We start from the raw sequence: 24,614 nt of genomic DNA, 5'->3' as shown, positions 1-24,614 counted from the left end.
AATATTCTTCGGAACGCATTAGAGAAAGAAGATACGCGCAGTTAGAATTGTAAAACTTACAATTGTTCCGCACAAAAAAACGCCGCCCCGGCTGGGGGCGGCGTCTGGTAACTCGGGGCCGGACAGGCGGCAAAGTAGTTGTTCAGTGTGACTCCACGTATTTTTTAAAGTTATCCAAGATTGACTGCCAGCCGTTTTGCTGCATTTCAATAGGATTCGTACGCTCCGGATCAAACGTTTCGACCAGCTTTGTAGATCCGTCCCCGGAAGTGAATTCCAGTTTTACGTTGCGGCCGTCGCCCAGGTTGTACTCGATCAGGCGGTGCTCCTCTACGGCCACATATTCCCCGGCAAAATCGAAGCTGTAACTACCGTCTCTGGCAGCCATAAGCGTTTTGAAGCTGCCACCCGGCCGGAGGTCGTTCTCGGCATGGGGCGAGTGCCAGTCGTCCGAAGCTGCATTCCATTGGGTGATATGTTCCGGGCCCGAAAACATTTCCCATACTTTCTCAACAGGTGCCTGAATTTCGGTTTGGACGGTGATCTTCTGTGCAGGACTTTCCATTTTTTTAAGGTTTTTGGTGGAATGATGTTCCTGACAAAGGTCCTAAGACTTTGCCAGGAGTGCAGATGCCGCTTGCGACAAAATGAGGGGCAATTACGTCAACTGTCAATGCAACCTCTCTAAAAACCCTGCCGCACCAGCATTTTTGTTCATTGATAGGTAAACAAATACCCGGCACGGATCAATGTCCACTGCCGGGTACCATCTGGAATACTACTACTAAAAGATCTATATAATGTGTGCGCGTCGTATCGGAATTCGTGTGTGTGATCCGGTTAATCCTCGTCGGAGGTCCTGAAAAGCCTAACCAGGTTGATAATGACCAGGACGACAAATGTCAGGAAGAACGAGGGCATCAAAATTTGTAAAGTTGCATCCATAAAGAGAAAGGTTTTGCTTCATAGAATTACTACTATACAAATGTAGCTAAAATGTAACTTAGATCAGTAGTACTGTTACAAATTTTTTTTACTCCCCTGAAAAAAATATCCTATCTCCTACCCTTTGGCAACACAAATGCTGCTAAAAGGAAATGTGCGCGCCTGCCATATCACCAGCCGCTGTATGCTTAGAGAGCCAATCCGTCCCTACTTTTTGCTGTACCGGGTGAGGATCGCAAGAATCTTCTCATAGATCTCCGTATTCTCATACGTACCGCGGAAATCCAGCGAATGCGGGCCGTAGGCAAACACGGGTACCATAATCGCGGTATGGTCATTGGTGCTGAAATGTCCGTCCACATACCCTTTTTGCAGGTCACCGTCGAGGAGGGTGAGCCCGCCGGTTTCGTGGTCTGCGGTGACGATCACGAGGGTTTTGCCGTCGCTGTCTGCCAGCCTCATCGCCTCCCCGACCGCCTGGTCAAAGTCCGTCATTTCTGACACCACGTACGACACTACATTTGCGTGACCGCCGTAGTCGATCTGTGCACCCTCTGCCATGATAAATGAACCCGGCCTGCCCGTATGCAGCTCCTGATAAGCCTTCTGCAATGCAGGGATCAGGAACTCGCCCCGGCCTTTCTGTACGGATACGGTTTTGGCATCGTCCAGCAGCACAAAGGGTGCCTTCATTTTTGCCAGGTCATCCCATTGACCCGAAAACTTCACACTACGGGCCCGAAGTGAATCCGCCATCTTTTCGCTCTCAAACACGCTTTTTCCCCCGCCGATCAGGATATCAACCGACGATTTCAGGAAGTCATGTGCAATTTCCTTTTCCATTTCGCGGTAGGGCTGGTGGGCGTAAAATGCCGCCGGCGTGGCATCGGTAATGCTACCGGCCGAAATCACCGCCGAGCGGATACCGTGTTTTTTCAGCTTTTCGGGTAGGTTGGGTACCGCTACCAGGTTGGTGTCCACGCCTATGGCCCGGTTGCGCGTCTTTTTGCCTGTGGCCATGGCTGTACCACCCGCGGCCGAGTCCGTAATGTAGCTGTCCGATGCATTGGTTTTTGAAAAACCGATGTTCAGGAATTTGGCCAGGTTCAGCTGGCCCCGGTTGGCCGTCAGTCCCGCATAAATCTGCGCCAGCCCCATCCCGTCCCCGATGAGCAGGATTACATGCTTCACCTCCGTGCGGACGTCATTATTGCGGTACGCAGGTTTGTAGGTTGCATAGGGCTGCGAAAAAGTAAATTCGGCCTGGGGCCGTGCGCGCAGGTAGGCACCAAGCTCCTCCACATGATCGGTATTAATGTAGTCGATGCCCAGGTTCATGAGCATCTTCCATGCATTGACATGATCAGGAGTAGCCCAGAACCGTACCGGCTTGCCCAGGGCATGTACCCGGGTGATGACCCCGGTTATGGCAGCTTTATCCGGAGCAGTCAGCACGCCTTTTCCGTTCCACCTGGTGTACTTGCTAAAAGCCTGGCTGATCAGTCCCACGTGCGCGAGCTGAGCGGGCGTGTAAGCCACCTCAGGCCGGCCATCGTAAAAAATGTAGGCGGGGAAGTTGTCAAATTCAGCAGGTGACGGCGTATTGCCGCTGAGCACGATCCTGACCGGACCTTTGGGAGCGAGTATGTCCTCATACCTCCGCAGCTCCCGCACAAGGATGGGCATGGTGGACGCAGCGGATGTTTTAAGGTCAATGAGCAGCTGAAGTTCCTGCTTGTCGCCGGTGTACAATGCACCCTTGTTTTTCCGGATCAGCCCGGCGAGCGGGTCCAGGTACAGCCTGGAGAGCGTACGCGCATCCGAAATGCCCGCAGTCTCATGCGAAACGTACAGGGAATCATCCTGTGCAAAAACATCCGCCTCCACAGACCCGAAATGCTGGTAGTAGGCCGTGTAAAAAGGAACAGGCTGCTCGTAATCATTATGCGAATGCGCGCGGGCGGTGGTATAGGGTAAAGACGATTGTGCGGAGGCGCTCAGGCTGGCACAAAGTAACAGGAGCAATAATTTTTTCATCGGACAACATTAAAAAAGACATCCCGCAGGGCGGGGCAGCAAAGCTAATGGCACCCGCTGACGTTTTTTGAAAAGTCCTGTTAAACAATCATGAAGAAAGGTGCTGCGCCCGGCCGGTTTTTCCGTGCCAGCAAACGGGTAAAAATCCCGGTTCTTTAAAATTCAAAATTTCTGCAGTGTGCGTAGCAGCCAAATACAAGAGCAAATTGTACGATTGGAGCGAATGAGGGCAAAAAATAGTTGTTTTTACGACAAACTGTAAAAATAATTTCAGTACAACTTTGCAGTTTGTAAACTTTATTCTACATTTGTGTAAGCTTTTGTACAGCTTATAGTACACAATCAATCAACAATCAAACATTTTATGAAAAAAGGATTTAAGGTTTCTACCTCTGTTTTGCTGTTTGCACTCTCGCTTGGTTTTTCATTTTCGTCATCTGCACAGGACACAAACACGGACAACCACCAGATTACAGTCGAAATTCCTACGGTCGCCCTGCTGGATCTTGAAACATCCGGAACCAAAAACATTACTGCTTCTTTTACACAGCCTACACCGCTTGAAGCAGGTGACAAAATCTCCGCCCCGGCCAACAACAACACATTATGGCTCAACTACTCGTCGATACAGACGGGTACCACAACCAAGCGTGTGGATGTAAAATCAAGCGCACTCGTGAATGGCGTGGATATCCACCTGATCGCCGCTGCAGCTGCAACCGGTGCGGGTACGAAAGGAACACCCACTGCCGGCTTCAACCTTACTGCTGCGGATCAGACGCTGATCAACGGTATCGGCAGCGCCTATACGGTTTCAGGTCCCAACAACGGTCACCAGCTTACTTACGCATTTACCTCGGCAGACGCCAACTACGCAAACCTTCGCTCTGGAAGTACAACAGTTACAGTTACCTACACACTAGCCGACAACTAAGCACTGCGGCCTGAATTTTAATGGATAACCCAACGATTTGGTAGTACCGGTGGCCTGGCGATTGTCCGGGCCCCGGCCAAAACGTTTGTGAACACTTTCCAAAAGATTTATGAAAGCAGTCATCAGATTCATCTTGCTGCTGTTTCTTCCCGGTACACTGCAAGCTTCCGTAGTTATCCTCAATGGCCTGACGCACGTTCACCAGGTTGCGACCGCAAATGCAAGAGTACAGGGCACGATCCGTGTCCGGAACGAAAACGCCAGGGAGGCCCGTATACTGATTTACCGGCAGGACCTGCTGGCTGCATGCGGCGGGGTTGCCGAGTACCCCGAGGCCGGCAGCCACCCGCGCTCGCTTGGCAATGCATTGAAAACCAATGTAGACGAACGGATTGTAGGTGCCAATGAGGAATACGAAATCACCTACACCGCCCAGCTTGATCCTCATAAGGTAAGTACCGGTACTTACTGGCAGGTCGTGATGATAGAGGTAGCAGAGCCTGTGAAAGAACAGCCGCGGGCCGGGATCCAGGTCAACTCCAAGGTACGCTATGCCATACAGGTGGTGGTAGACGTAGGCACTTACGAGGGTCCGAGGCTTTCCTATGAAAATGTCGTTTTCGACAAGGTGACGAGCAAGCAGGGACTATTGAAAGTCATGCTGAAAAACAACGGCAGCTTTGCTTCCCGTGCCAACGTGGTGCTGGAAGTGTATGACACCAGCGGCAACAAGCTGAAAACGACGGAGCCCAATACCCGGATGGTGTATCCGGGCTACTGCAGCACTTACGAAATTCCGGTGAGCGATCTTTCCAAAGGAAAATACGATTGCGTGATCATCGCTGATACCGGCAAAGATTTATTTGGTTCGAACATTGCGCTACAAATAGAATAAGCCAGCACCCATTGATCAGAATACTCCTCATATGCATGCTCCTTTCCGGTGCTGAGGCATGGTGTCAGCAAGCAGTAAAGGTCAGGCTTTCCAATGCGCCCGGGAAAATTACGCCCGGCGGGCATTTTACATTATTTTTTGAGGTAAAATCAGAACAGGGCCTGCCGGCAGCCCTGCACGAAAGTCTGGGGCTTCCTGAAAAGTGGAACCTGCTCTCGCAGCGGAAACCCGAAAAAACACTGGGTGAAAAGGAAGTACGGTACTTTTTTGTGATCGGAACACCTGCGGACTATGCATCAGGCAACTACACGGTCAATTTTCGTCTGAAAGCAGGCAATGAACAGGTTATTACGCCCGTGAATATCCTGATTGAGGAAGTCAGGAAGGTCGATCTTTTCATTGTGTCCCAACCCGAATTTGTTCGTGAAGGAGATACGCTCCGGGTGGAGTATATGATCCAGAATTCGGGAAACAAAAAGGAGAAGTTTGCCCTGAAAACAAACCGCGGAAAAGTAGATCACGTGGCCGACAGCCTCACACTGGAACCCAACAGTCGGCTGAATGTAACTGTGTCCCAGGTTGTCCCCTTTACCGACAACAATGCCTGGCAAAGCTCCTCCGATTTGAGCGTCAGCATACCGGAATATGCATCCAATATTTACCAGGTCGTGAGCATTCCCGTATTTTCTTCCAGGGTAAAAAAGATTGATCCCTACTTTCGTTTTCCAATCGAGATCGGGGGTGGATATCTCACCTACCGCTATGGGGAGCGGGTGATGACCGCCTACCAGTATTCCGCCACGGGCAGGGGCTACCTGGACCAGAAAGAAAAGCACTTTGCCGACTTCATTATCCGCGGTCCCAATCAGTTCGTTTTTCCGGCTGTGGGCAGCTATGACCAGTATTCGCTGGACTATGTTTACAACAAAAAAACCTCCGTTTCGGTGGGCGACTATGTGCTGCAGCTGAACAACCTGATGGAATTCGGACGGTTCGGACGCGGCGTGAAACTGGACCAGCAATTCCGCAGGATAGGCTACACTGCATTTTACCAGAAAGCACGTTTTTATCTCAATCAAAAAGATTCCTACGGCGGCAAATTCCTTTTCAAGTTCGGAGAAGCTTCCCATGTGGGCGTGCATTACATGTCTAAAAACGTGATGTACCGGGGCAAGGAGTTCTGGTCTAATTTGACCGGCATTTCGGCTGCGATACGCACGAAAGACTTCCAGCTGGAAACCGAGCTGGCACATGGAAAAGCGCAGGGAAAAGCTGACTACGGGGCATTTACGCGATTGCAGGTCGTAAAAAAATGGTTTAGCCTGGCGAGCAATGTTATTTATGCAGGCAAAAACTTTTATGGGTTTTACAACAACAGTCTGCTGATCAGTAACAACATCGGATTCAATATCACTTCCAAAATTACGCTTGGACTGAGCAGCAATTTTTCAAATATCAATCCAAGCCTTGACGCTAATCTGTACAGCGTGTCTCCGCGCGAAAAAAGCTACATGGCATTTGCGTCGTACCAGCCCAATAAGAAAAACAGGGTTTTTGTTTTTTATTCAACCCAGGAAAGAGAAGACCGGCAACGGCCAGCGCAGTTTCATTACTCGGAAAACTTCGGGAACATATCCTATAACTATAATGCGGATAAGTTCAGCCTTTTTTACCAGGGCAGATACGGCTTTGCACAAAACCTGCTCGTTGCAGACAATACCGGCAAAAAAGAATCATTTTCCAACCTCGTACAACCCACTTTCAGGGTACTTCCCTGGGCCTGGCTAGGCGGCTACCTGGAACACCAGCATACCAGTAAGTTCTCGGCAGCAGACATCGTCGAAAACCTGTTTTTCTACGGGGGAAATGCACGCATCAATATCAAGCAGAATTTATATGCGAGCGTCTTGTACCGCAACAATTACGCGCCCGATGAATTATATGAAAGAAGAAGTTACCTCGATGTTTCCGTGCTGCTGGATTTGAAAAGGCACCGGTTTACGCTCACCGGCGGTCGATCCTATGTTCCCAACATTCAGAACCGGAACCAGAATACCTTATTTCTGTCACTGAAATATGCATTGAAGCTGAACGTGCCGCTTTCCAGAAAAAGGAACACAGGTACATTGAAGGGAAAACTCACAGGCGAAGGATTTTCCAGACAAGGTAACCTGATACAGCTGGGAAGCCATAAATTCCTGACGGACAGCACGGGGATGTTTTCCTTCCAGAGCATCACGCCCGACCGGTATTACCTGAGTATTTCACAGAATGACTCCCGGAACGAGGGCGTGGTGCCGGCGGTGAAAATGCCCATGTTTATCGATGTGAAAGCTGATAGTGTACAGGTGATTGAAATACCATTTACGCGTACGGGAAGCATTACCGGACAGGTAGATTTCGCAAAAAGCAATCAGGGCGGATTGTCCTCAGTTTTGAATGAAAAACCACCGGTACTTGTGAAACTGTACAACGAAACGTCCAGCTTTCTGACCGAACTGAATGAGAAGGGAGAGTTTTCGTTCAAAGAAATGAAACCGGGCAACTGGCATATCACTGCCTTCATTCCGGGCAGTCAGGACCGGTATTTGGTGGAAGACGGAAACCGGGACGTGGATGTACAAACGGACAAAACAATGCGCGTGACGTTCCGCGTGAGGCCCAATGAAAAACGCATTCATTTTTCCGGCAAAAGCTTTGAGGTATCGATCAAGAAATGAGATATGCGCCCTACATATGGCTGGTAATGCTGAGCTCCGCTGCTTTCGGACAATCGAGCGCGAGTACCAATGTGAGTATTACCATGCCCTCGGTAGCACTGATTGACCTGCTTCCTGCCGGCTCCACCAACATCACCCTGAAAATGGCCGCACCCGCCGAGGCAGGCGTGGCAACCGGTACGGGCACGGGCAACAACTCGGTCTGGCTTGTTTTTACATCGGCAGTAACGTCCGGCGGCTCGCGGAGCATCAAAGGTGATGTGGTAGGAACCATACCTGCCGGGTTGCGGCTCCGGCTGGACGTCGCGCCGTACACAGGCGCCGGCGTGGGTTTTACGGGCGGGTTCAGCTACGTGACCAGCAACAAGTACCTCACCAGCACGTCCACCAGCTTTATCGACAACATCAAGGGCGCTTACACAGGCAATACCTACGGTTCGAGCGGGTTCAGGCTTACTTATTCCCTTGAAATACAAAATTACGCGAGCATCCGGAGCGGTACAACCACGCTCACTGTTCGCTATACCATGGCTGATAACTGATGAAAACGCTTAGATTTATATGGCTGCTGCTGCTGTCGGGCGCCGCCTGCTCACAAAGTGTGACTATATCCAACAGCTCAGGATCGACCTGGTCTGTCGCAACCCTTTCATCCACCATTACCAGCGCGGGCAAAAACTACGAACATGTGGAAACCAGCGCAGCGTCGCACTCTTTGTTTAAAGTCAACGCATTGCTGGGCTGGACGATAAGCGTGCAGCAAACCGCCACTGCCACCTGGGATCCGTCCCTCAAACTGTTCGTCAGGCGCACCGGAGATGGTACCGGCGGGGCCATCATCAACGGCGGAACCACCTACATACAGGTGAGCAGCACTACCCAATCGTTTTTCGGCGGACTGCTCGGCCTGAGCTTTGCACGAGATAATGTGCCGGTACAGTACAAAATAGAGGGACTTTCGGTAACCCTCCCGGTCAAGACCTACTCTACGACGATTCTCTACACGGTATCGGGATTGTAGCAGTCCCCGCTACCATGCTCCCGGTCATTTGCCGAAAATATCCTCCCAGCGATAGTAATGAAAAACCTTTCCCTCGGACATGGCCACAAACAAACCCTTTTTGAAGGTCGCATTCAGGGGTAGGTTCGTCACTTCGGAGCCGTCGCTCTGGTTGGCGGTAACCGTTACAACTTTCACGAACGTGTGGGCATGGGGATCACCTTTGCTACCCTCGCGGGTAAAAATGCGGAACTTGTCAGCGCCCTGATCGGACACGAGGATGTATCCGGTAAGCGGGCCCGTTTTGTAGATTGAAATCCCTTCATTGTCTTCTGTAAAGCCGGTATTCGGGATTAGGGCCAGCTCACGGCTGCTGCTGTCGGGATCAGCCAGGTACTTGCGTACGCCCACCTGCTCGTCGGAGTAGTAGATGTAGCCGGCTTCATTGTCCACCGCGATCGATTCTATTTCTTTCTTGCCGCTGTATTTGCCGAACTTCCGCACTACTTCTCCGGCTACCTGCCCGTGACCATCGTCTTTGAGCCTGTATTGCCAGAGGTAGCCTTCCGCAGGGCCGGTTTTACGTCCTACGATTGCGAAAATGGCTTTGTCGCCCGGACGGGTATAGAGGGATATGCCCATCGGCGCCTGAGCGGTATCTCCTTTGAAAACTTCAATGCCTCCATTGTCAATCGCCTTCATATCGGGCAGGCTGAAAATGCGGATCTTATTGGCCTCGCGCTCGGTGAGCACGGCAATATCGACGAGCTTGCCACCCAGTTTCAGCCCATAGGCCACATCCACATTATTGGGTCTTTTGAGATCGCGGATGACCTTGTCGGCGATGATCTTTCCGTCCAGATCAAAAACATACAGCGCGCCGTCTTCATTCTTGTCGGTACCCAGCACCAGACTTTTGGCCGGGTCATCGGGATTAATCCAGATGGCGGGATCATCCGTATCGTGCTTTACAGAGTCGGTGATGATGACGGGCTTCACCACCGCGGCAGTGTCCTGAGCCGTAGCGGTTTGCTGATTTTTGTTCTGGTTACATGCAGAAAGTACCAGCGCACTGAGCGCCGGTACCAGGATATACTTAAAGTTCATTACAGTTGTACGGTATGCTATTTTGTCAAATCGAATTTCAGGCCCAGGTTGAAGCGGGGGCGGTAGTACTCTGCCTGCACGGTACGGGCCGGGATGCTCTGGTAGTAGCGCAGCGGCTGGTTGGTGAGGTTGTTGGCTTCCGCAAAAACACGAACCGTTTTGGTGATCCGGTACGCTGCATTGGCATCCAGGAAGAACTGTTTGTCGTAATAAATATCATCAAAATCACTCCCCCCGAGCGCATCCAGGTAAGCTGCTGTATAATTGGCCGACAGTCTGGCCGAGAATTTCTTGTTTTCCCAGGATAGAGATGCATTGAACATGTGCGGAGCCGTACCGGGCAGGCTTACGTCCGTGCGCACGTCCCCGTCTTCGTTGTAAACACCTTTGGCAAAAGACTTTGTAAATGTATAATTGGTATAAATCCCGAAGTTGCGCAGGAAGCCCGGAAGAAAGTCGAGCTGGCGCTGAAATGCAATTTCAAAGCCGAACACATTCACGCTCTCACCGTTCCTTGACTGGTAAAAATCCCATCGCTCGCCCGCGGGAACCGGATTGGCAGCATTGGCGAAGTCGGCAGCAAAGTCGGCCGAGGTATATTGCTGGTTGCGATAGGTGTAAATAAAGTTTTTCAGGTTTTTATAAAAAACACCACCCGATACCAGACCTACGGATTCAAAATAATTTTCACCCATCACGTCAAAATTCCAGGAATAGGTCGCTTTCAGGTCGGGGTTTCCGGCGCGGATCTCCTTATCGCCCGGGATCGTGCTGATATAAGGTGCCAGTGCATAGTAATTGGGACGGGCAATGCCGGTTGTTGCAGCAGCACGCAGGATGAAGTTGTCGGTTGCATTGTACTTGAAGGTGACGCCTGGCAGCACGTTCAGGTAACTGTTGCTTACACTCCGCTGGCCTTCCAGCTCTTCCTCGTCCTGCACCACGTTGCCGGTATAGTCAATGGAAGTATTTTCGAGCCGGACGCCCAGGATCATCGTCAGTTTATCGGTAAAATCCTGATCCCAGCGCACATAGCCTGCCGCGATATTTTCCTTTGCATTGTAGTTCACCCCCAGAAACTCACTGGGCGCAGCCTCTTCCGAAAACAGGGACGAATTGCTGAGGTTAAGTCCTCCGAGGTACTGCTTGCTGGCAAAAACACCCGGTACCAGATGCGAGCCAGCCTGAAAGTTGCCGTCGTTCCAGGTTACCGTGGAGGTACTGCCCAGGTCAGCAATGTCATCTTCGTTCTGCGGCTCATAGGTGTAGAAAACGTTGTTACGATCTTTGGTTTTCAAGCGCAGCCTCCCTCCTGCCCGCATGCGTCCTTTCCGGTCGGCAATCACTGAGAACGGAAAACGTATATTTACCTTGGCGCCAACTTCCGTTTCTTTGGTAAAATCATGGTTCTCGCTGATCTCGTTCAATCCCAATCCAAGCGGGTCGGCACTGGCAGGTGTAAACAGTGGCGAACGTGAATCATCATTGTAAGTCAGCGCATTGCCACCCTTACGAAAATTGATGTAGCGTTCATTGGGCCTGTCTTCACTGGCACGCGAATAACTCACCGACCAGTCCAGGTCCACTTTCGGACCAAAAAGATGATCCCCTTTGAGGGAGTAGTTCTGCACGCGCTGATCTTCGAGGCGGCCGCCTTTGTTGCGGCTGTTATCGATCCCGCCTTTGGTTTGGCGGCCGATGCGGCCTTCGTACCCGGTAATGGCATTATCATCATTGTAGGTGGGTTCAATATTGTCAATGCGCATGCGGTAGCGGTTTTCACGGTCGTCGCGCCAGTTGTACATGGCATTGGCCGTAATTGTGCTGCTGGCATTGAGCCTGAAGTCGAATGCTGCCGATAGACTTCTTCTGATCCGCTGTACGTCGTACTTCCGGATGTCGGTCTCGTTGATGTACACGTTTCCGAAATCATCCTTGGCCCAGGTAGCTTCCACATCGTCGGAGCCGTAGGTATTGTTGTTGTAAGAACCGCTCAAAACCATCCCTATCGCATTCTTTGCAAACCTGTTGGCATACACAAACCCGCCGGTATACAGGGCCTTGCCGCGGATCGGGTTCAGTCCGCCCGACAGCGTTGCCGAGATACGCTGTCCGTTGGGTGCCGCCCGGGTCACCAGGTTCACCGATCCGCCGATCGCATCAGCATCCATGTCGGGCGTGAGCGTTTTGTTTACTTCAATGGTTGAAATCATATCGGACGGGATCAGGTCCATCTGTACCCGGCGGTTGTCGCCTTCGGCGGAGGGAATGCGGTCGCCGTTCATGGTGACGGAGTTCAGCTCGGGGGCCAGTCCGCGAACAATGATATTGCGCGCCTCTCCCTGGTCATTCTGCATGGTAATGCCGGGCACCCGTTTGAGTGCATCGCCGATGTTGGCATCCGGAAAGCGGCCTACCTGGTCGGAGGAGATGATATTGCTGATGTTTTCATTGTTACGCTGCTGGTTGAGCGCCCTGGCCTGACCTTTGAGCCTGTCGCCGAGCACAACCACTTCTTTCATATCGAGGCCTCCCTCGGCCATGATCACTTCCAGCCCTGCGTTTTTACCATTTACAACCGTAATCTCTGTTCCGTAGGGTACGTATCCGATGTAGGTAGCTTCCAGCCGGTAGGTACCCGCAGGCACATTGAGAAACTCGAATTTGCCGTGCACGTCGGAGACCGTGTACTGGTTACCGGGAGTAATTTTCAGCGTTGCGCCGGGAAGGGATAGCTTCTGGGCATCCATAATGCTTCCTGTGATCAGCCCTTTTTGCGCAAAGGCCGTACTGCCGGAAACAAGGAGTGATATAATGGTGAGCGTAGTAGTAAGAAAAATTCGGATCATACTGCCGTTTTAAGTGATCATCAAAGGTCAGGCAGGTATGTTAGGAAACTGTTAGCGCGAGATTATCAAATTGTTACGTCGTAGTTAGATTAACTTATTGTTAATATGTAAAAAAAAGAAAGTACAATTGATAATTTTGCAAAAGAATTAGATCGCCATTAAAAATGAAACATGAGAAGGAGATAACCCTTGAAACCGGAAGAGCCATAAAGATTATCATGGAGGGGAGCCCTGTACAGGAGCAGCAGGATTTGCAGATTGATCTGGACGTATTGATCAAAGACCCGAAAGACAAGACTTTTCACAGGCCGATCGAAAACACGCACCCGAAATACTGGAAGCTGAAAAGCATGGACGAACGCCAGTCGAAACTGATGCAGATCAAATACAGCGGCCTGCCCGACAAACAGATCAGAAAGGCGCTGAAAGAGTTTTTGCAGATGCTGCCCAATTAGCGTAAAACAAGGAAAGATTTCAAGCCCCGGACCGCTCAGGTGTTCCGGGGTTTCTTTTTGAAATGGGTATGCAGGACAGTCCTGCCGCATGCCTCCATCACCATACTGCTATGCTGGGCAAACAGTTGCTCTTGATGATGAGCTTGTTATGACTATTAGTACTAAGAATAATTCCAAATTTTACCGCAGACGGCACATTTCGACTTTCAGGTTTTGACACAGTCTGGCAAGCTGTGTATGTTTGGAGTTTAGCCAAGCGGCACCATGGAAAGGCGAAAAGCAGTACGAAAACATATTCAGCTAACCGAAATGCAGATTTCCCGTCTGCGACAGCTCAGTGATTTCGACGGCATCGATCCGGCTGAGCATGCCAAAAGAGCCATTGATACGTACCTGAAAAGCCAGCAGCCGGCTCCCCCACCCGATCACGACAAGATCCAGGCACAGGTCAGCGGCAGCACCGATGATCCCAACATCAGCGGCGCTTTCTGGGTTTCGGGAATCGTGAATCAATATGAATTTTCAGGACTCATCCTGCGTCACACCTCCAAGACCGCCATGGAGCGCGGCCGTATTTCGAAGCTGTCTATCTGGGACCCGGCCGTGCGCGAAGCTACCAACAACTTTATCGGTTCGTGCATTGTTAACTACGACCGCGGCTGGGACATCCGGCCCAGCCTGAGCGCGGAGCCGATCTTCCTTAAAGTGAAATCACTGATCGAGAGCTATATAGCCCGGTAGGTATGTTTTGATAAAACAAAGCAGCCTCATGGTCGTGTACACAAGGCTGCCCTGCAAAGCCTATGCTCTGGCAAGCTGAATGTTGGCAATAATCTTGATATTTTCCCCCAGGGCAAGTCCGCCGGTCTCGGTGAAAGAGTTGGTCGTCACACCAAATTCCTTCCGGTCAATGCTGCCAGTCACCTCAAATCCCACCTTTGTATTGCCATACAGGTCTTTCTCGGTGCCTCCATACTCTGCTTCCAGCGCTACGGGTTTTGTATTTCCCTTGATCGTGAGGTTACCCAGGAGTGCATACACATCCCCTTTTTTCTTTTTGAAGGAGGTCGAGACAAAGTGAAACTGCGGGTACTTTTCTGCTTCGAAAAAATCGGCAGCCTTCAAATGCTCGTCGCGTCCGGGCTGACCGGTATCCACGCTGTTAACATCGACGGTAAAATCAATCACTGCATCTTCAAGCTCGTCGCCATCGCTCACCGCCTTACCGGTAAATGATTTGAAAGATCCTGTGACGGTGGATATAACCAGGTGTTTTACTTTGAAGAGTACTTCGGAGTGGAGCGGGTCCACGTTCCAGGTAACTTGTGACATAATGCTGTAAGTTTTTTGTGATAAAAAATGCGGATACTTGCTGTGCAAAGGTACCCGCCAGCACTATGTAAAGTATAGTACTATCCCGAAGGATACCAGTATCCTTGGGGATAGTACTATACTTTTTTATCACAAAAAGCCTGCTGTGATCACCCTTTCAGTAGTCCGGGATTTTCACGCAGGTGCAATACGGCTTTGTAAGTCAAAACCTTCTCCATCCCGATCAGCACATTGGACCGGTGGCGGAGCAGGCGCAGGATCACGTCGAGCATGTACCGAAACCCGAACTTGTACGAACGCCCGAGAAAGTAAAGCACCGAATGCTGGTGACGGCTCTTGCCGATCGACCTCAGGTAGCGGTTTCCTTTGAGCGTCCCTTCCAGCTTGCAGTCAAACATCTGCCGGCTGAAAGTGGCACTCTGGTTGCCGTCTGTTACGGTGATGAAATACAAAACCGCTGGCACAGCCTTCACTTTTCCCGCGTGGTGACCGAGCTGCAATGCAAAAATAATATCCTCCGCTCCCCACGACTCCCCAAAACGGATACCGTGCCGCTCAATGATACATCGCTTGATCATCTTGCCCCAGGGGGGCGAAAATCCGAACCGCAGTGCATCTTCCAGGGCGGGATTTGCGGCAGCATCCTCCACCATTTTCTTGTACCGCAGGTGGCGGTGGGCTGGCTGGTGCGTATTGGCATACACGCTCATCGTCCCGAAATACACCACGTCCTCAGGATCGTCGGCATGGGCGAGCAGGATACTTTCAATGTCGGGCGGAAAGTAATCGTCGGCATCCGCAAAGATGATCCACTTTCCGGCAGCCACGTCCAGGCCCATGTTCCTGGCCTTGCCCGGTCCTTCGGGTTTGTTGTTGAATAAAACTTTTACCGGACGACCGAAAACGTGATTCTGCAGCGCCGTCAGGTGCTCCTCGTTACTGTTGTCATCCACGATGATAAGTTCGATCCCCTCCATTTGCGGGATCGATCCGAGCAGCTGGTGCAAAAGGTGATAGGAATTTTTGTGAGGTACAATGATCGAGTACTTCGGTGAGTAGTTAGTCATAAAGCAAGGATGTTTGATCAGGTTATTATGCGTATTGTGGAAAGAAAATGCAGCGGTCATGCGGAACCCGGGACGGTTGCGCGGCACTGTCAAAGAGAGGGGGGAGCATCTTTGACTGCAAAGTAAAATTGTCCCGGCATTCTACCCTAGCCGTTTAATCAACTGTGAGTGAAAGTGTGCATACGGCCCATGCAGCGCAGACTTTCCGATCAGGAATGCCTTTTGGTATATTTACAATATGAACAAGGGAACAAGCAAGGCAGGACGCACGCGGGATTTTATCATTGAAAAAACAGCCGACATTTTCAACAGGCAAGGATTTGCCGGCACTTCCCTCTCAGATCTGACAAAAGCCACCGGCCTCACCAAAGGCAGCATTTACGGCAACTTTGAGAATAAGGAAGAAGTGGCGCTGGCAGTATTCGAGTACAACCGGGTGCGCATTTACAAGTATATACAGGATGAAATGGCAGGGGCCGCCACCTTCCACGACAAGCTGATGGTGTACGGAAAGGTTTACCGACGTGTGATCGAAGCAACAGGAAACATGGGCGGCTGTCCCATCCTCAATACCGCTATCGAGGCCGACGACACCAATCCCCTGCTCAAACAAGGAGCTGCAAAGGCTGTGATATCCTGGCAGCAGGCGCTCATAAGCATCATCAACAGTGGCATGGGAGCAGGAGAATTCAGGCAGGATACCGCTGCCGCAGACCTCGCCATTTCCATCATCGCACTCATCGAAGGTGCCGTCATGATCGCGAAAGTTACCGATGATCTTTCCCGCATGGACCAGGTGCTGGGCACCGTCGAGCGGCTCATTGCAGGCATCCGTGCCTGAGGATGTTAAATGATGTTAAATAAGCAGCTTACAGGAAGTATAATGGCTTGGTCAGCCGCATTAAATACTACCTTCAATCCACCTCAACCTGGCTGCTTATGTTACAGAATTACCTGCGCGTTGCCGCCCGCAACCTCCGGCTTTACCTTTCCAATACGATCCTTAACATGCTCGGCCTTGGCCTTGGCATAGCCGGGGCGATGCTGATTTTTCTCTTTTTAAGGTATCACATCAGTACCGACAGGCACCAGCCCGCCGCCGACCAGCTGTACCGCGTAGTACTGGACCTTCACCTGGACGAAGGCATGGAGCACGAACCCGGTTCTGCGTATGCAATGGCCAGCGCCCTATCCAAAGACTATTCGGGTGTGGAGAAGGCAGGATTTGTCCGCAGGCTGCCGGTAGTCACCCTGTCGTCCGGAAGCGGCGTAGCCACAAGGCGGTTTATGGAAAAGGAAAATGTTGCCTATGCCGATGCCGGCTACATGGAATTATTTGCGTTCCGATGGCTGGGCCACCATGCGGCGGCTTCTATGGAGGAACCCTTTACCGTCGTGGTCAGCCGTAAGCTGGCGATGAAACACTTCGGCACTGTAGAGGTAGCGGGGCGCATACTGCGCCTGGACAATGCCCACGACCTGAAAATTACGGGCGTGCTGGCCGACGAATCCAGACCTACCGACTTTGCATTTGATGCGTATATTTCGCTTCCTACCCTCAAAATTACAGAGCCCACCACCTGGACCACCGACTTCTCATGGATCAGCAGCCGTAATTTTACGTTTGTAAAACTAAGGCCCGGCACCGCGCCCGGCATCGTAGAGCGGCTGATTGCCCGCAATGGTAAAAAGTATTATGGCGAGCATGCCGATAAATATTACCACCACCACCTTCAGCCTTTATCCGATATCCATTTCAACGAAAACTACGGCGGCAAAATCCGGCGATCCATGTTGTGGATACTGGGGGGCGTAGGTGGATTCCTGCTGGTGATCGCGGGTATAAACTTTATCAACATGGCCACCGCGCAGGCTGCCGGACGATCCCGCGAAATTGGCGTGAGAAAGGTGCTGGGCAGTACAAGGCAGCAGCTCTTCTGGCAGTTTATGGTCGAAACCGCCTTGCTGACCTGCCTCGCAGGACTGCTTGCGCTCCTGATCATACTGCCCCTACCGGCCGTGCTCAATAGCTGGACTCAGACGAATGCTTTCCTGCTCAGCAGGCTTCCGAAGCCGGACGTAATGCTTTTTGGCCTGGCAATCCTGGCCATGGTCGTATTGCTTGCGGGGTTTTATCCGGCAGTGATTGTATCGGGTTTCAACCCCGTAGCGGCATTGAAAGGCAGGCTGAGCTTCGGCCGGCCTGGTGGCTTCGGGCTGCGGCGCTCCCTGGTGGTTGTTCAGCTGATCATCGCCCAAACCATGATTACAGGTACGGTGATCCTGGTGATGCAGTTGCAGTTTTTCAGGAATGCAGACCTGGGTTTTGATCAGAAAGCCGTGATCAAAGTCACGCTGCCTGTGCAGGGTACGGGCAAGCGGGAGTCGTTCAAAAATGATATTCTGCAATATCCCGAAGTGAGATCTGCTGCCTTTCAGTACGATGCCCCTACTTCCGATATGGGTTTCGGCGGCTCGGTGCGGTTTGACAACCGGGCAGACTGGGAAAAGTTTGTGGTCCGCATACGGTTCGCGGACGCCGACTACCTGAAAACCTACCAGATACCGCTGCTCGCCGGCCGCAGTTTTTCCGACAGGGATTCAGTCAGAGAATTTATTGTAAATGAAGAGTTTATGAAAAAGCTGGGCATTCGTGATCCCGCGTACCTGCTCGGCAGGTCGGTGGAGGATGGCTTCTCGGGTAATAAGAGCCGGATTGTGGGCGTGGTAAAAAGCTTTCACCTGAAATCTCTGCAGGAAGGCATTGAACCCTGCATCATTTACGCACAGCCCGAACAGTACCGCGAAATAGCTGTCAGGCTGAACCCGGGCAACATCTCCACGGCCCTCTCCCACCTGCGCAATGCCTGGCAGGCAAGCTATCCTGATGAAGTGTTCAATTACGAGTTTGCAGACCAGAAAATTGCGTCTTTTTATGCAAAAGAAGCACAACTCACCAGCCTGATCCGCGCATTTGCATGGGTAGCCATCGCGATCTGCTGCCTGGGGCTGTACGGTATGGTATCGTTTATGGTGACACAAAAAACCAGAGAGATAGGTGTACGGAAAGTGCTTGGCGCAGGCGTGGACAGCATTCTTGTACTTTTCGGAAAAGAATTCATGCTGATGATCCTGATTGCATTTGCAGTTTCGGCCCCGCTGACGTGGCTGGCAATGAACAGCTGGCTCAGCCACTTTGCTTACCGGATACACCTGAATGTCTGGCTGGCCGTATCCGGCGGGCTGCTGATCATACCCGTCACGGCGCTTACAATCGGCTACAAAGCCGTATCGGCAGCACTGATGAACCCGGTAAAAAGCCTTTCCAACGGGTAGCGGGACGGCAGTGTGTTTTTGTCTGTGAAAAATAACAGGTACCCTGAGCCAAGTAACGGCGGGCAGCGGCGGACTTTTGTAAGGTAAAAAACCAGCTTTATTTGCGAATTTACCGCATTGACCAAACAGACCTTTATGAAAAAACAACTGCTTACCGTATTGCTGCTGGCAGCTGCAACCCTCACTGCCTCTGCCCAGGCAATGCAAGGTTCCGTGGAGCGCATTAAATTGCATGGAAAAAGTCTTGAAGGCAACCTGGAAGGCGACTCTCCTGACCGGGATGTGTCGATATACCTGCCGCCGGGCTACAAAAAAGACACCCAGCGACGCTTTCCCGTGGTATACTTCCTGCACGGATTTACAGACAATGATGCGCAATGGTACGGAGTGGTTAAACACTGGATCAACCTGCCGCAGGTGGTAGACAAGGTTTTTGCCTCGGGTCAGGTGCAGGAAATGATCATTGTGACCCCGAATGCATACACCAAAACCGGGGGCAGCTTTTATTCCAGCTCGGTGACGACGGGCAACTGGGAGGAGTTTGTGGCCCGGGAACTTGTTGCTTATATGGACCAGCATTACCGTACGCTGCCCAATGCAGCCAGCCGCGGACTGGCAGGTCATTCGATGGGCGGATATGGCACCATCAGGATCGGTGAGAAGCATCCTGAAATCTTTTCGAGCCTGTACCTGCTGAGCCCGTGCTGCATGGCACCCGGCGCCAACCGGGCGGCTACGCCCGAAGCGGTTGCCAAAATAGAGGCAGTAAAAAGTCTTGCGGATATCGAGAAAGCTGACTTTTTTACAAAAGCGGCATTTGCATCGGCAGCAGCCTGGTCACCCAACCCGAACAAAGCCCCTTTTTACGCCGACTTCCCGATTGGCACGGAACAACCATCGGTCCAGGCAAAGTGGTCGGCCAATGCTACCCTGACGACGATCGATCAGTACATCACCAATCTCAGGCAGCTGAAAGGCATTGCATTTGATGCCGGGGACAAAGATCAGCCCATCGCCTCAACGATCAAGACGCTTGACCAGATACTCACCGATTACAAGATCCCGCATACGTATGAAGAGTATGAAGGTGACCACCTGAACCGTGTGGGCGAACGCATTGAACAAAAAATGCTGCCATTTTTTTCCAAAAACCTGACCGGCGAAAAGCGTTGAAAATTGCACAGGCAAGCCATGCAGCCGCACCGTCCGGACTGCTGGCACATTGTTCGTAAACGGACAGACCATGCAGAATTTACACAGGCAACCATCTGCTATACAATGTATTACAAACGACATGCCGGCTGGCATGTCGTTTTTTTATGTTGTTGACCGGCCACCCTGCCGGTTCCAGCCATGATACCTATGTTCAAAAACTATTTCAAGATCGCAATCCGCAACCTGATGCGGAATAAAGGATTTTCAGCCATCAACATCCTGGGGCTATCCGTGGGCATGGGCAGCGCGCTGCTGATCCTGATGTGGATGTACAATGAAATCAGTTACGACCGCTTTCACAAAAACGGCGACTACCTGTACAGTGCCTGGAACCGGGGTGTGTTTGACGGTAAACTGCAATGCTGGAACAGCACGCCCAAGATCCTGGGGCCTACCATGGAAGAGGAATATCCCGAAATCGCAGACATATCGCGCAACTACTCGCGCTGGTTTGTGACCAAGGCGGGAAATACCAGGCTCTCGTCCGAGGCCATGATCACAGACCAGGCATTTCTGCAGATGTTTGATTTTCCATTGGTACAGGGCAATGCGGAAACGGCACTGAGCCAGGCAGGATCCATTGTTGTGACCCAGCGCATGGCCCGCAAGATGTTCGGGACCGAGGATGCATTGAACCGCGTAATCACCATTGACAAGGATAATTTTAAAGTAGCAGGCGTCCTCAGAGACCTGCCTACAAACACGGTTTTTACATTTGAATACCTCCTGCCCTGGTCTTACCTGAAAACAATCGGGGACTATGATGAAAGCTGGGGCAACAATTCGGTGCGCACTTACGTGCAGCTCAAACCAGGTGCGAATGCTGCATTGTTTCAGGAAAAAATCAGGGACATTACCATCCGGCACTCGGGCAAAACCGAAGACCACGAGGTTTTTCTTCACCCGATCAGCAAGTGGCATTTGTATTCCAATTTCGAAAACGGGAAAGTAGCGGGCGGCAGGATCGCCATTGTGCGCCTCTTCGGGATCATTGCGGCATTTATACTCCTCATTGCGTGTATCAACTTCATGAACCTGAGCACAGCCCGGAGTGAAAAACGGGCTAAGGAAGTGGGTATCCGCAAGACGGCCGGAGCCGGGAAGGGTTTGCTCATCGGGCAGTTTATTGGCGAATCTGTGATGATTGCAGCCATCGCCGGAACGCTCGCGCTGGCAGGTGTGGCTTTGTTCCTCCCGGCCTTTGCCGGCCTGATCGGAAAAACACTGGCGCTCCCCTATTCAAGTGTCCAGTTCTGGGTCGCCATCTTGCTGTTCATAGTTTTCACGGGCGTGGTGGCCGGCAGTTATCCCGCATTTTTCCTGTCCTCATTCAAGCCCATTGCCATCCTGAAAGGCACTTTCAAGCGAACCAATGCGGCGGTAAGTCCGAGGAAAGTACTGGTGGTCATCCAGTTTAGTTTTGCCATCATCCTGATCGTTTCGACACTGATTGTGGTACAACAAATCCGCTACGCACAAAACCGCGATGCCGGCTACGATCGCGGGCAGGTGGTGTACCACTGGATCACAGGAGACCTTGAAAAGAATTACAGTCAGATCCGGCGTGAGCTCCTCAGCGCAGGCATTGCCACATCCGTCACCAAAACGGCTTCGCCCCTCAGCTTTGTGAACAGTGACACCTGGGGCGTTACGTGGCAGGGAAAAAACCCAGCGGAAAAGATCGACTTTGAGCGGTTCAGCGAGGATGAAGGACTGGTTAAAACGGCCGGACTGAAGTTGATTGCAGGGAGAGATATGGACCTTACCAAATTTCCTTCCGACTCCTCGGCTATGATCCTCAACGAAATGGCGGCCAAAGCCATGGGTTTCAAAGATCCCATCGGGCAGGTTGTCAGGGATGGTGACAAGACTTACCATGTTATCGGTGTTGTGAAGGATTTTGTAATTGGGTCACCTTACGAGTACAACAAACCCATGATCATCGAAGGGGCTCAAAGTTATTTTAATGTGATCCACATCAAGCTCAGCGCAACCCACGCCACCGCGGACGATATCAAGGCCGTCGGTGCAATTTTCCGTCGCTATAATCCCGACTATCCTTTTGAGTACCACTTTGTAGATGAGGATTATGCATTGAAATTTGAAGATACCCGGCGCGTGGCCACCCTCACGGGACTGTTTGCCGGACTCACAATCTTTATTTCATGCCTCGGGCTTTTCGGGCTGGCTGCCTATATGGCCGAAAACCGCATCAAGGAAATCGGGGTACGTAAAGTGCTGGGTGCTTCGGTAATGAGCATTGCCACGCTGCTCTCGCGGGAGTTTATGATCCTGGTGGGCATTTCCATTATCATCGCCACCCCTGTCGCGTGGTACACCATGAACCTGTGGCTCAGTGACTATTCCTATCATGTGGGGGTACAATGGTGGATTTTTGCAGTGGCGGGATTGCTGGCGATTGCAGTGTCGCTGGTGACGGTCAGTTACCAGGCGATCCGGGCGGCATTGCTGAACCCCGTAAAAAGCCTGCGAAGCGAGTAAGCCCTGGAATGATTTTGTGGCAAAACGGGCATTTAACATCCATGCCCATGCAAGAGACCGCTTCACAAAACTTTTACGCAGGCACGAGCGGACTGGTACTCCCCGTGCCCAACAAGCAGTTTTACCCCGAGGAATTTAAAAATAAGAGCCGCCTTACTTACTATGCTTCCATGTTTAACAGCATTGAGATCAACAGCTCTTTTTACAAAATACCGCTCGCTTCCACGGTCAGGAACTGGGCTACTCAGGTTCCCGACAATTTTCGGTTTACGTTCAAGCTCTGGCGCGACATCACGCACCAGAAGGGTCTGATATTCAACCCCGATGACGTACTGCGGTTTATGGATGTTATAAATCAGATCGGGCCTAAGAAAGGCTGCCTGCTGGTACAGTTCCCGCCTTCATTGAAGGCAATCATGCAACCCAGGCTGGAAGTACTGCTTCAAACGCTGGCCGAAGGTGATCCGCGGAAAGAGTGGAACATGGCCCTGGAATTCCGTCATGATTCGTGGTATACAGATGCTACTTACGAATTACTGGATCATTTTGGTGCCGGGATAGTACTGCATGACAAGCCAGGTTCCGCACCCGAAATGCCCGATGAATGGACCCGCTTCCGGTACTTACGCTTTCACGGCCCCAAAGGCGACTACCGGGGACAATATGAGGATGATTTTTTATACGAATTTGCCGAGCGTATCCGCGAGTGGACTCAGGAAGATCTTACCGTATACGCCTATTTCAACAACACCATGGGCGAAGCAATGAAAAACCTGAACCTTCTGAATGCAGCCGTAAGCAGTGGTGAAGAGGATCCGGTATAACTGGAAAAATATTGGGTAGCATGACGATACAATGCCCTGAAAAAGTCTTTACATTTCCCGTGCAAGAGGCAGGCTTGTTCTGAACTAAGGTTTCCAGAAAATCCGGGAAAGGCTTTGTCTGCTGCTTTAAGCTGCTACTCCGTGCGTATGTTCATCATCCAGTCAATCCCGAACTTGTCCTGGAAGGCGCCGAAGATATCACCCCACATCTGGCGGTCGAGGGGTACTACAACGGTCCCTCCTTCGCTAAGTGCTTCGTACGTTTCACGGAGCTCACGCTCATCGGTCCCGCTGAGTGACAGGTTGATTTTCCCCGTGCCCAGCGGCATCCCGTCGGGTGCATCGCCAGCCATAAAGTCGATGGCTCCGCCCATCAGCGTGCCATGCATTACCTGGTCGCGCACACCATCCGGGCAGCTTCCGTCCAGGTCGCCGTAGGTCATCACGTTCAGCTCCCCGCCAAAAATGCCTTTGTAAAATTCCAGCGCTGCGCGACAGTTTCCATCAAACATGAGATACGGATGTAAATTGAGTTTTTCCATGTTTCCTTATGATCAGATAATGTTAAGAAATGCTCGTATACAAATGTAGGATGCAGGTTTTGATCTCCATGGGTGATTTCAAGACAATATAAGGGGGGCATTGCGACAAACCGTTTTGCAACGAAATGGCCGGGCAGATTGTCTGGAAGAAAAACTAAATACACTCGATGATGAAACAGCTATTCCTTTTCGTGCTTGCCCATATTGGTCTGGCTGCCATGGCACAGGCTCAGGACACCCGCTCATTCCGGAAGTTTGGGATCGGGGTTTACGGGGGACCGCAGATTTCCGGTAAGATTTATACGTCGGACCACCTTTCCGCTATTTCGGGCCTCACCGCCGGACTGGATCTCCGGTATGCCTTATCGAAAGAACCGGAAGGATTTTCACTGCATTTACAACCCGGCTTCAATACTTTCCGGCAAAGCAGGGAGGAGGATGGTAATGGCATGTATTATTTCCGGTATGACTGGAAGTGGCAGGCGATTCATGTACCGCTGCTGATACGCTACACGATTTCGTCCGGCAGGGTACGACCCTTCGCTGAGATCGGTCCTATGCTTCGTATCCGCACGGCAATGAGCATGCGCGGAAAGCGTGAATTTTGTGGTTTTGCAGGCTGCTCCGATATTGATATCAGAGAGGATCTTCAATCCGGAACTTCCAAAGACGCGATTGGACTAACTGCCGGTGCAGGCGTTGAAGTGGATGTGTGGAAAGTGACCATCCCGGTATCCATCCGCATTCAGGAGGGCTTCGGTACGACGGCGACGCGGGAGCCTGCAATCGACGGAATCTCCCACTCGCAGCTAAAAACAAGGACCTTACAAGTGTCGGCAGGCATCAGCTTCTGA

At 51.5% G+C, this 24,614-nt stretch carries 20 protein-coding genes; 13 read left to right on the top strand and 7 right to left on the bottom strand.

Annotated features, from left to right (window positions below):
* Positions 1-142 precede the first annotated feature (142 nt).
* Positions 143-565, bottom strand: coding sequence for an SRPBCC family protein (locus HWI92_RS02530; protein WP_204660636.1), 423 nt, complete (start codon positions 563-565; stop codon positions 143-145).
* A gap of 587 nt (positions 566-1,152) precedes the next feature.
* A complete protein-coding gene (locus HWI92_RS02525; RefSeq protein WP_204660635.1) occupies positions 1,153-2,982 on the bottom strand; it encodes an alkaline phosphatase in 1,830 nt (609 codons plus the stop codon).
* A gap of 364 nt (positions 2,983-3,346) precedes the next feature.
* On the opposite strand from HWI92_RS02525, the gene HWI92_RS02520 reads away from it, so the two are divergent.
* The 5 genes from HWI92_RS02520 to HWI92_RS02500 all read left to right on the top strand — a co-directional run bounded on the left by HWI92_RS02520 (position 3,347) and on the right by HWI92_RS02500 (position 8,552).
* On the top strand, positions 3,347-3,916 hold the full coding sequence (locus HWI92_RS02520; RefSeq protein WP_229248733.1) for a hypothetical protein: 570 nt from the start codon (positions 3,347-3,349) through the stop codon (positions 3,914-3,916).
* A 109-nt stretch (positions 3,917-4,025) separates the two neighbouring features.
* Complete coding sequence (locus HWI92_RS02515; protein WP_204660634.1) at positions 4,026-4,811, top strand: hypothetical protein; 786 nt, start codon at positions 4,026-4,028, stop codon at positions 4,809-4,811.
* Positions 4,812-4,846: 35 nt separating this feature from the next.
* Positions 4,847-7,531 (top strand): porin family protein, encoded by a 2,685-nt coding sequence (locus tag HWI92_RS02510; protein ID WP_204660633.1) that lies wholly within the window; start codon positions 4,847-4,849, stop codon positions 7,529-7,531.
* Positions 7,528-8,073 (top strand): hypothetical protein, encoded by a 546-nt coding sequence (locus HWI92_RS02505; RefSeq protein ID WP_204660632.1) that lies wholly within the window; start codon positions 7,528-7,530, stop codon positions 8,071-8,073. The genes HWI92_RS02510 and HWI92_RS02505 overlap by 4 nt, the downstream gene beginning before the upstream one ends.
* Entirely contained in the window at positions 8,073-8,552 is a 480-nt protein-coding gene (locus HWI92_RS02500) for a hypothetical protein (RefSeq protein ID WP_204660631.1), read from the top strand. The genes HWI92_RS02505 and HWI92_RS02500 overlap by 1 nt, the downstream gene beginning before the upstream one ends.
* 24 nt (positions 8,553-8,576) lie before the next feature.
* On the opposite strand, the gene HWI92_RS02495 is transcribed toward HWI92_RS02500, so the two are convergent.
* Entirely contained in the window at positions 8,577-9,638 is a 1,062-nt protein-coding gene (locus HWI92_RS02495; protein ID WP_204660630.1) for a phytase, read from the bottom strand.
* 17 nt (positions 9,639-9,655) lie between these two features.
* Positions 9,656-12,487, bottom strand: a complete 2,832-nt coding sequence (locus HWI92_RS02490; protein WP_204660629.1) for a TonB-dependent receptor — start codon at positions 12,485-12,487, stop codon at positions 9,656-9,658.
* 164 nt (positions 12,488-12,651) lie between these two features.
* Here HWI92_RS02490 and HWI92_RS02485 point away from each other — a divergent pair, with 164 nt between their 5' ends.
* Positions 12,652-12,942: a hypothetical protein gene (locus HWI92_RS02485; RefSeq protein WP_204660628.1), complete on the top strand. Its 291-nt coding sequence runs from the start codon at positions 12,652-12,654 to the stop codon at positions 12,940-12,942.
* Between the two features lie 309 nt (positions 12,943-13,251).
* On the top strand, positions 13,252-13,683 hold the full coding sequence (locus HWI92_RS02480) for a DUF7678 domain-containing protein (RefSeq protein WP_229248726.1): 432 nt from the start codon (positions 13,252-13,254) through the stop codon (positions 13,681-13,683).
* Positions 13,684-13,743: 60 nt separating this feature from the next.
* Here HWI92_RS02480 and HWI92_RS02475 read toward each other — a convergent pair whose 3' ends face one another.
* Complete coding sequence (locus HWI92_RS02475) at positions 13,744-14,274, bottom strand: YceI family protein (protein WP_204660626.1); 531 nt, start codon at positions 14,272-14,274, stop codon at positions 13,744-13,746.
* Positions 14,275-14,423: 149 nt separating this feature from the next.
* Positions 14,424-15,341 carry a glycosyltransferase family 2 protein gene (locus HWI92_RS02470; RefSeq protein ID WP_204660625.1) on the bottom strand — a complete coding sequence of 306 codons (918 nt, stop codon included), beginning with the start codon at positions 15,339-15,341 and terminating at the stop codon, positions 14,424-14,426.
* Between the two features lie 238 nt (positions 15,342-15,579).
* Between HWI92_RS02470 and HWI92_RS02465 the strand changes: the two genes are divergently transcribed.
* The 5 genes from HWI92_RS02465 (at position 15,580) to HWI92_RS02445 (ending at position 23,218) form a co-directional block, all read left to right on the top strand.
* On the top strand, positions 15,580-16,182 hold the full coding sequence (locus HWI92_RS02465; RefSeq protein WP_204660624.1) for a TetR/AcrR family transcriptional regulator: 603 nt from the start codon (positions 15,580-15,582) through the stop codon (positions 16,180-16,182).
* Between the two features lie 98 nt (positions 16,183-16,280).
* Positions 16,281-18,677, top strand: a complete 2,397-nt coding sequence (locus HWI92_RS02460; protein ID WP_204660623.1) for an FtsX-like permease family protein — start codon at positions 16,281-16,283, stop codon at positions 18,675-18,677.
* Positions 18,678-18,812: 135 nt separating this feature from the next.
* Complete coding sequence (locus HWI92_RS02455) at positions 18,813-19,850, top strand: alpha/beta hydrolase (protein ID WP_204660622.1); 1,038 nt, start codon at positions 18,813-18,815, stop codon at positions 19,848-19,850.
* Between the two features lie 189 nt (positions 19,851-20,039).
* Positions 20,040-22,394: an ABC transporter permease gene (locus tag HWI92_RS02450; protein WP_204660621.1), complete on the top strand. Its 2,355-nt coding sequence runs from the start codon at positions 20,040-20,042 to the stop codon at positions 22,392-22,394.
* A 47-nt stretch (positions 22,395-22,441) separates the two neighbouring features.
* Positions 22,442-23,218 (top strand): DUF72 domain-containing protein, encoded by a 777-nt coding sequence (locus HWI92_RS02445; RefSeq protein WP_204660620.1) that lies wholly within the window; start codon positions 22,442-22,444, stop codon positions 23,216-23,218.
* Positions 23,219-23,352: 134 nt separating this feature from the next.
* On the opposite strand, the gene HWI92_RS02440 is transcribed toward HWI92_RS02445, so the two are convergent.
* Positions 23,353-23,760: a VOC family protein gene (locus HWI92_RS02440; protein WP_204660619.1), complete on the bottom strand. Its 408-nt coding sequence runs from the start codon at positions 23,758-23,760 to the stop codon at positions 23,353-23,355.
* 167 nt (positions 23,761-23,927) lie between these two features.
* Here HWI92_RS02440 and HWI92_RS02435 point away from each other — a divergent pair, with 167 nt between their 5' ends.
* A complete protein-coding gene (locus tag HWI92_RS02435; RefSeq protein WP_204660618.1) occupies positions 23,928-24,614 on the top strand; it encodes an outer membrane beta-barrel protein in 687 nt (228 codons plus the stop codon).

The sequence above is a fragment of the Dyadobacter sandarakinus genome (genome assembly GCF_016894445.1).
Lineage (GTDB): Bacteria > Bacteroidota > Bacteroidia > Cytophagales > Spirosomataceae > Dyadobacter > Dyadobacter sandarakinus.
This window is presented reverse-complemented; position numbering and strand designations above follow the sequence as displayed.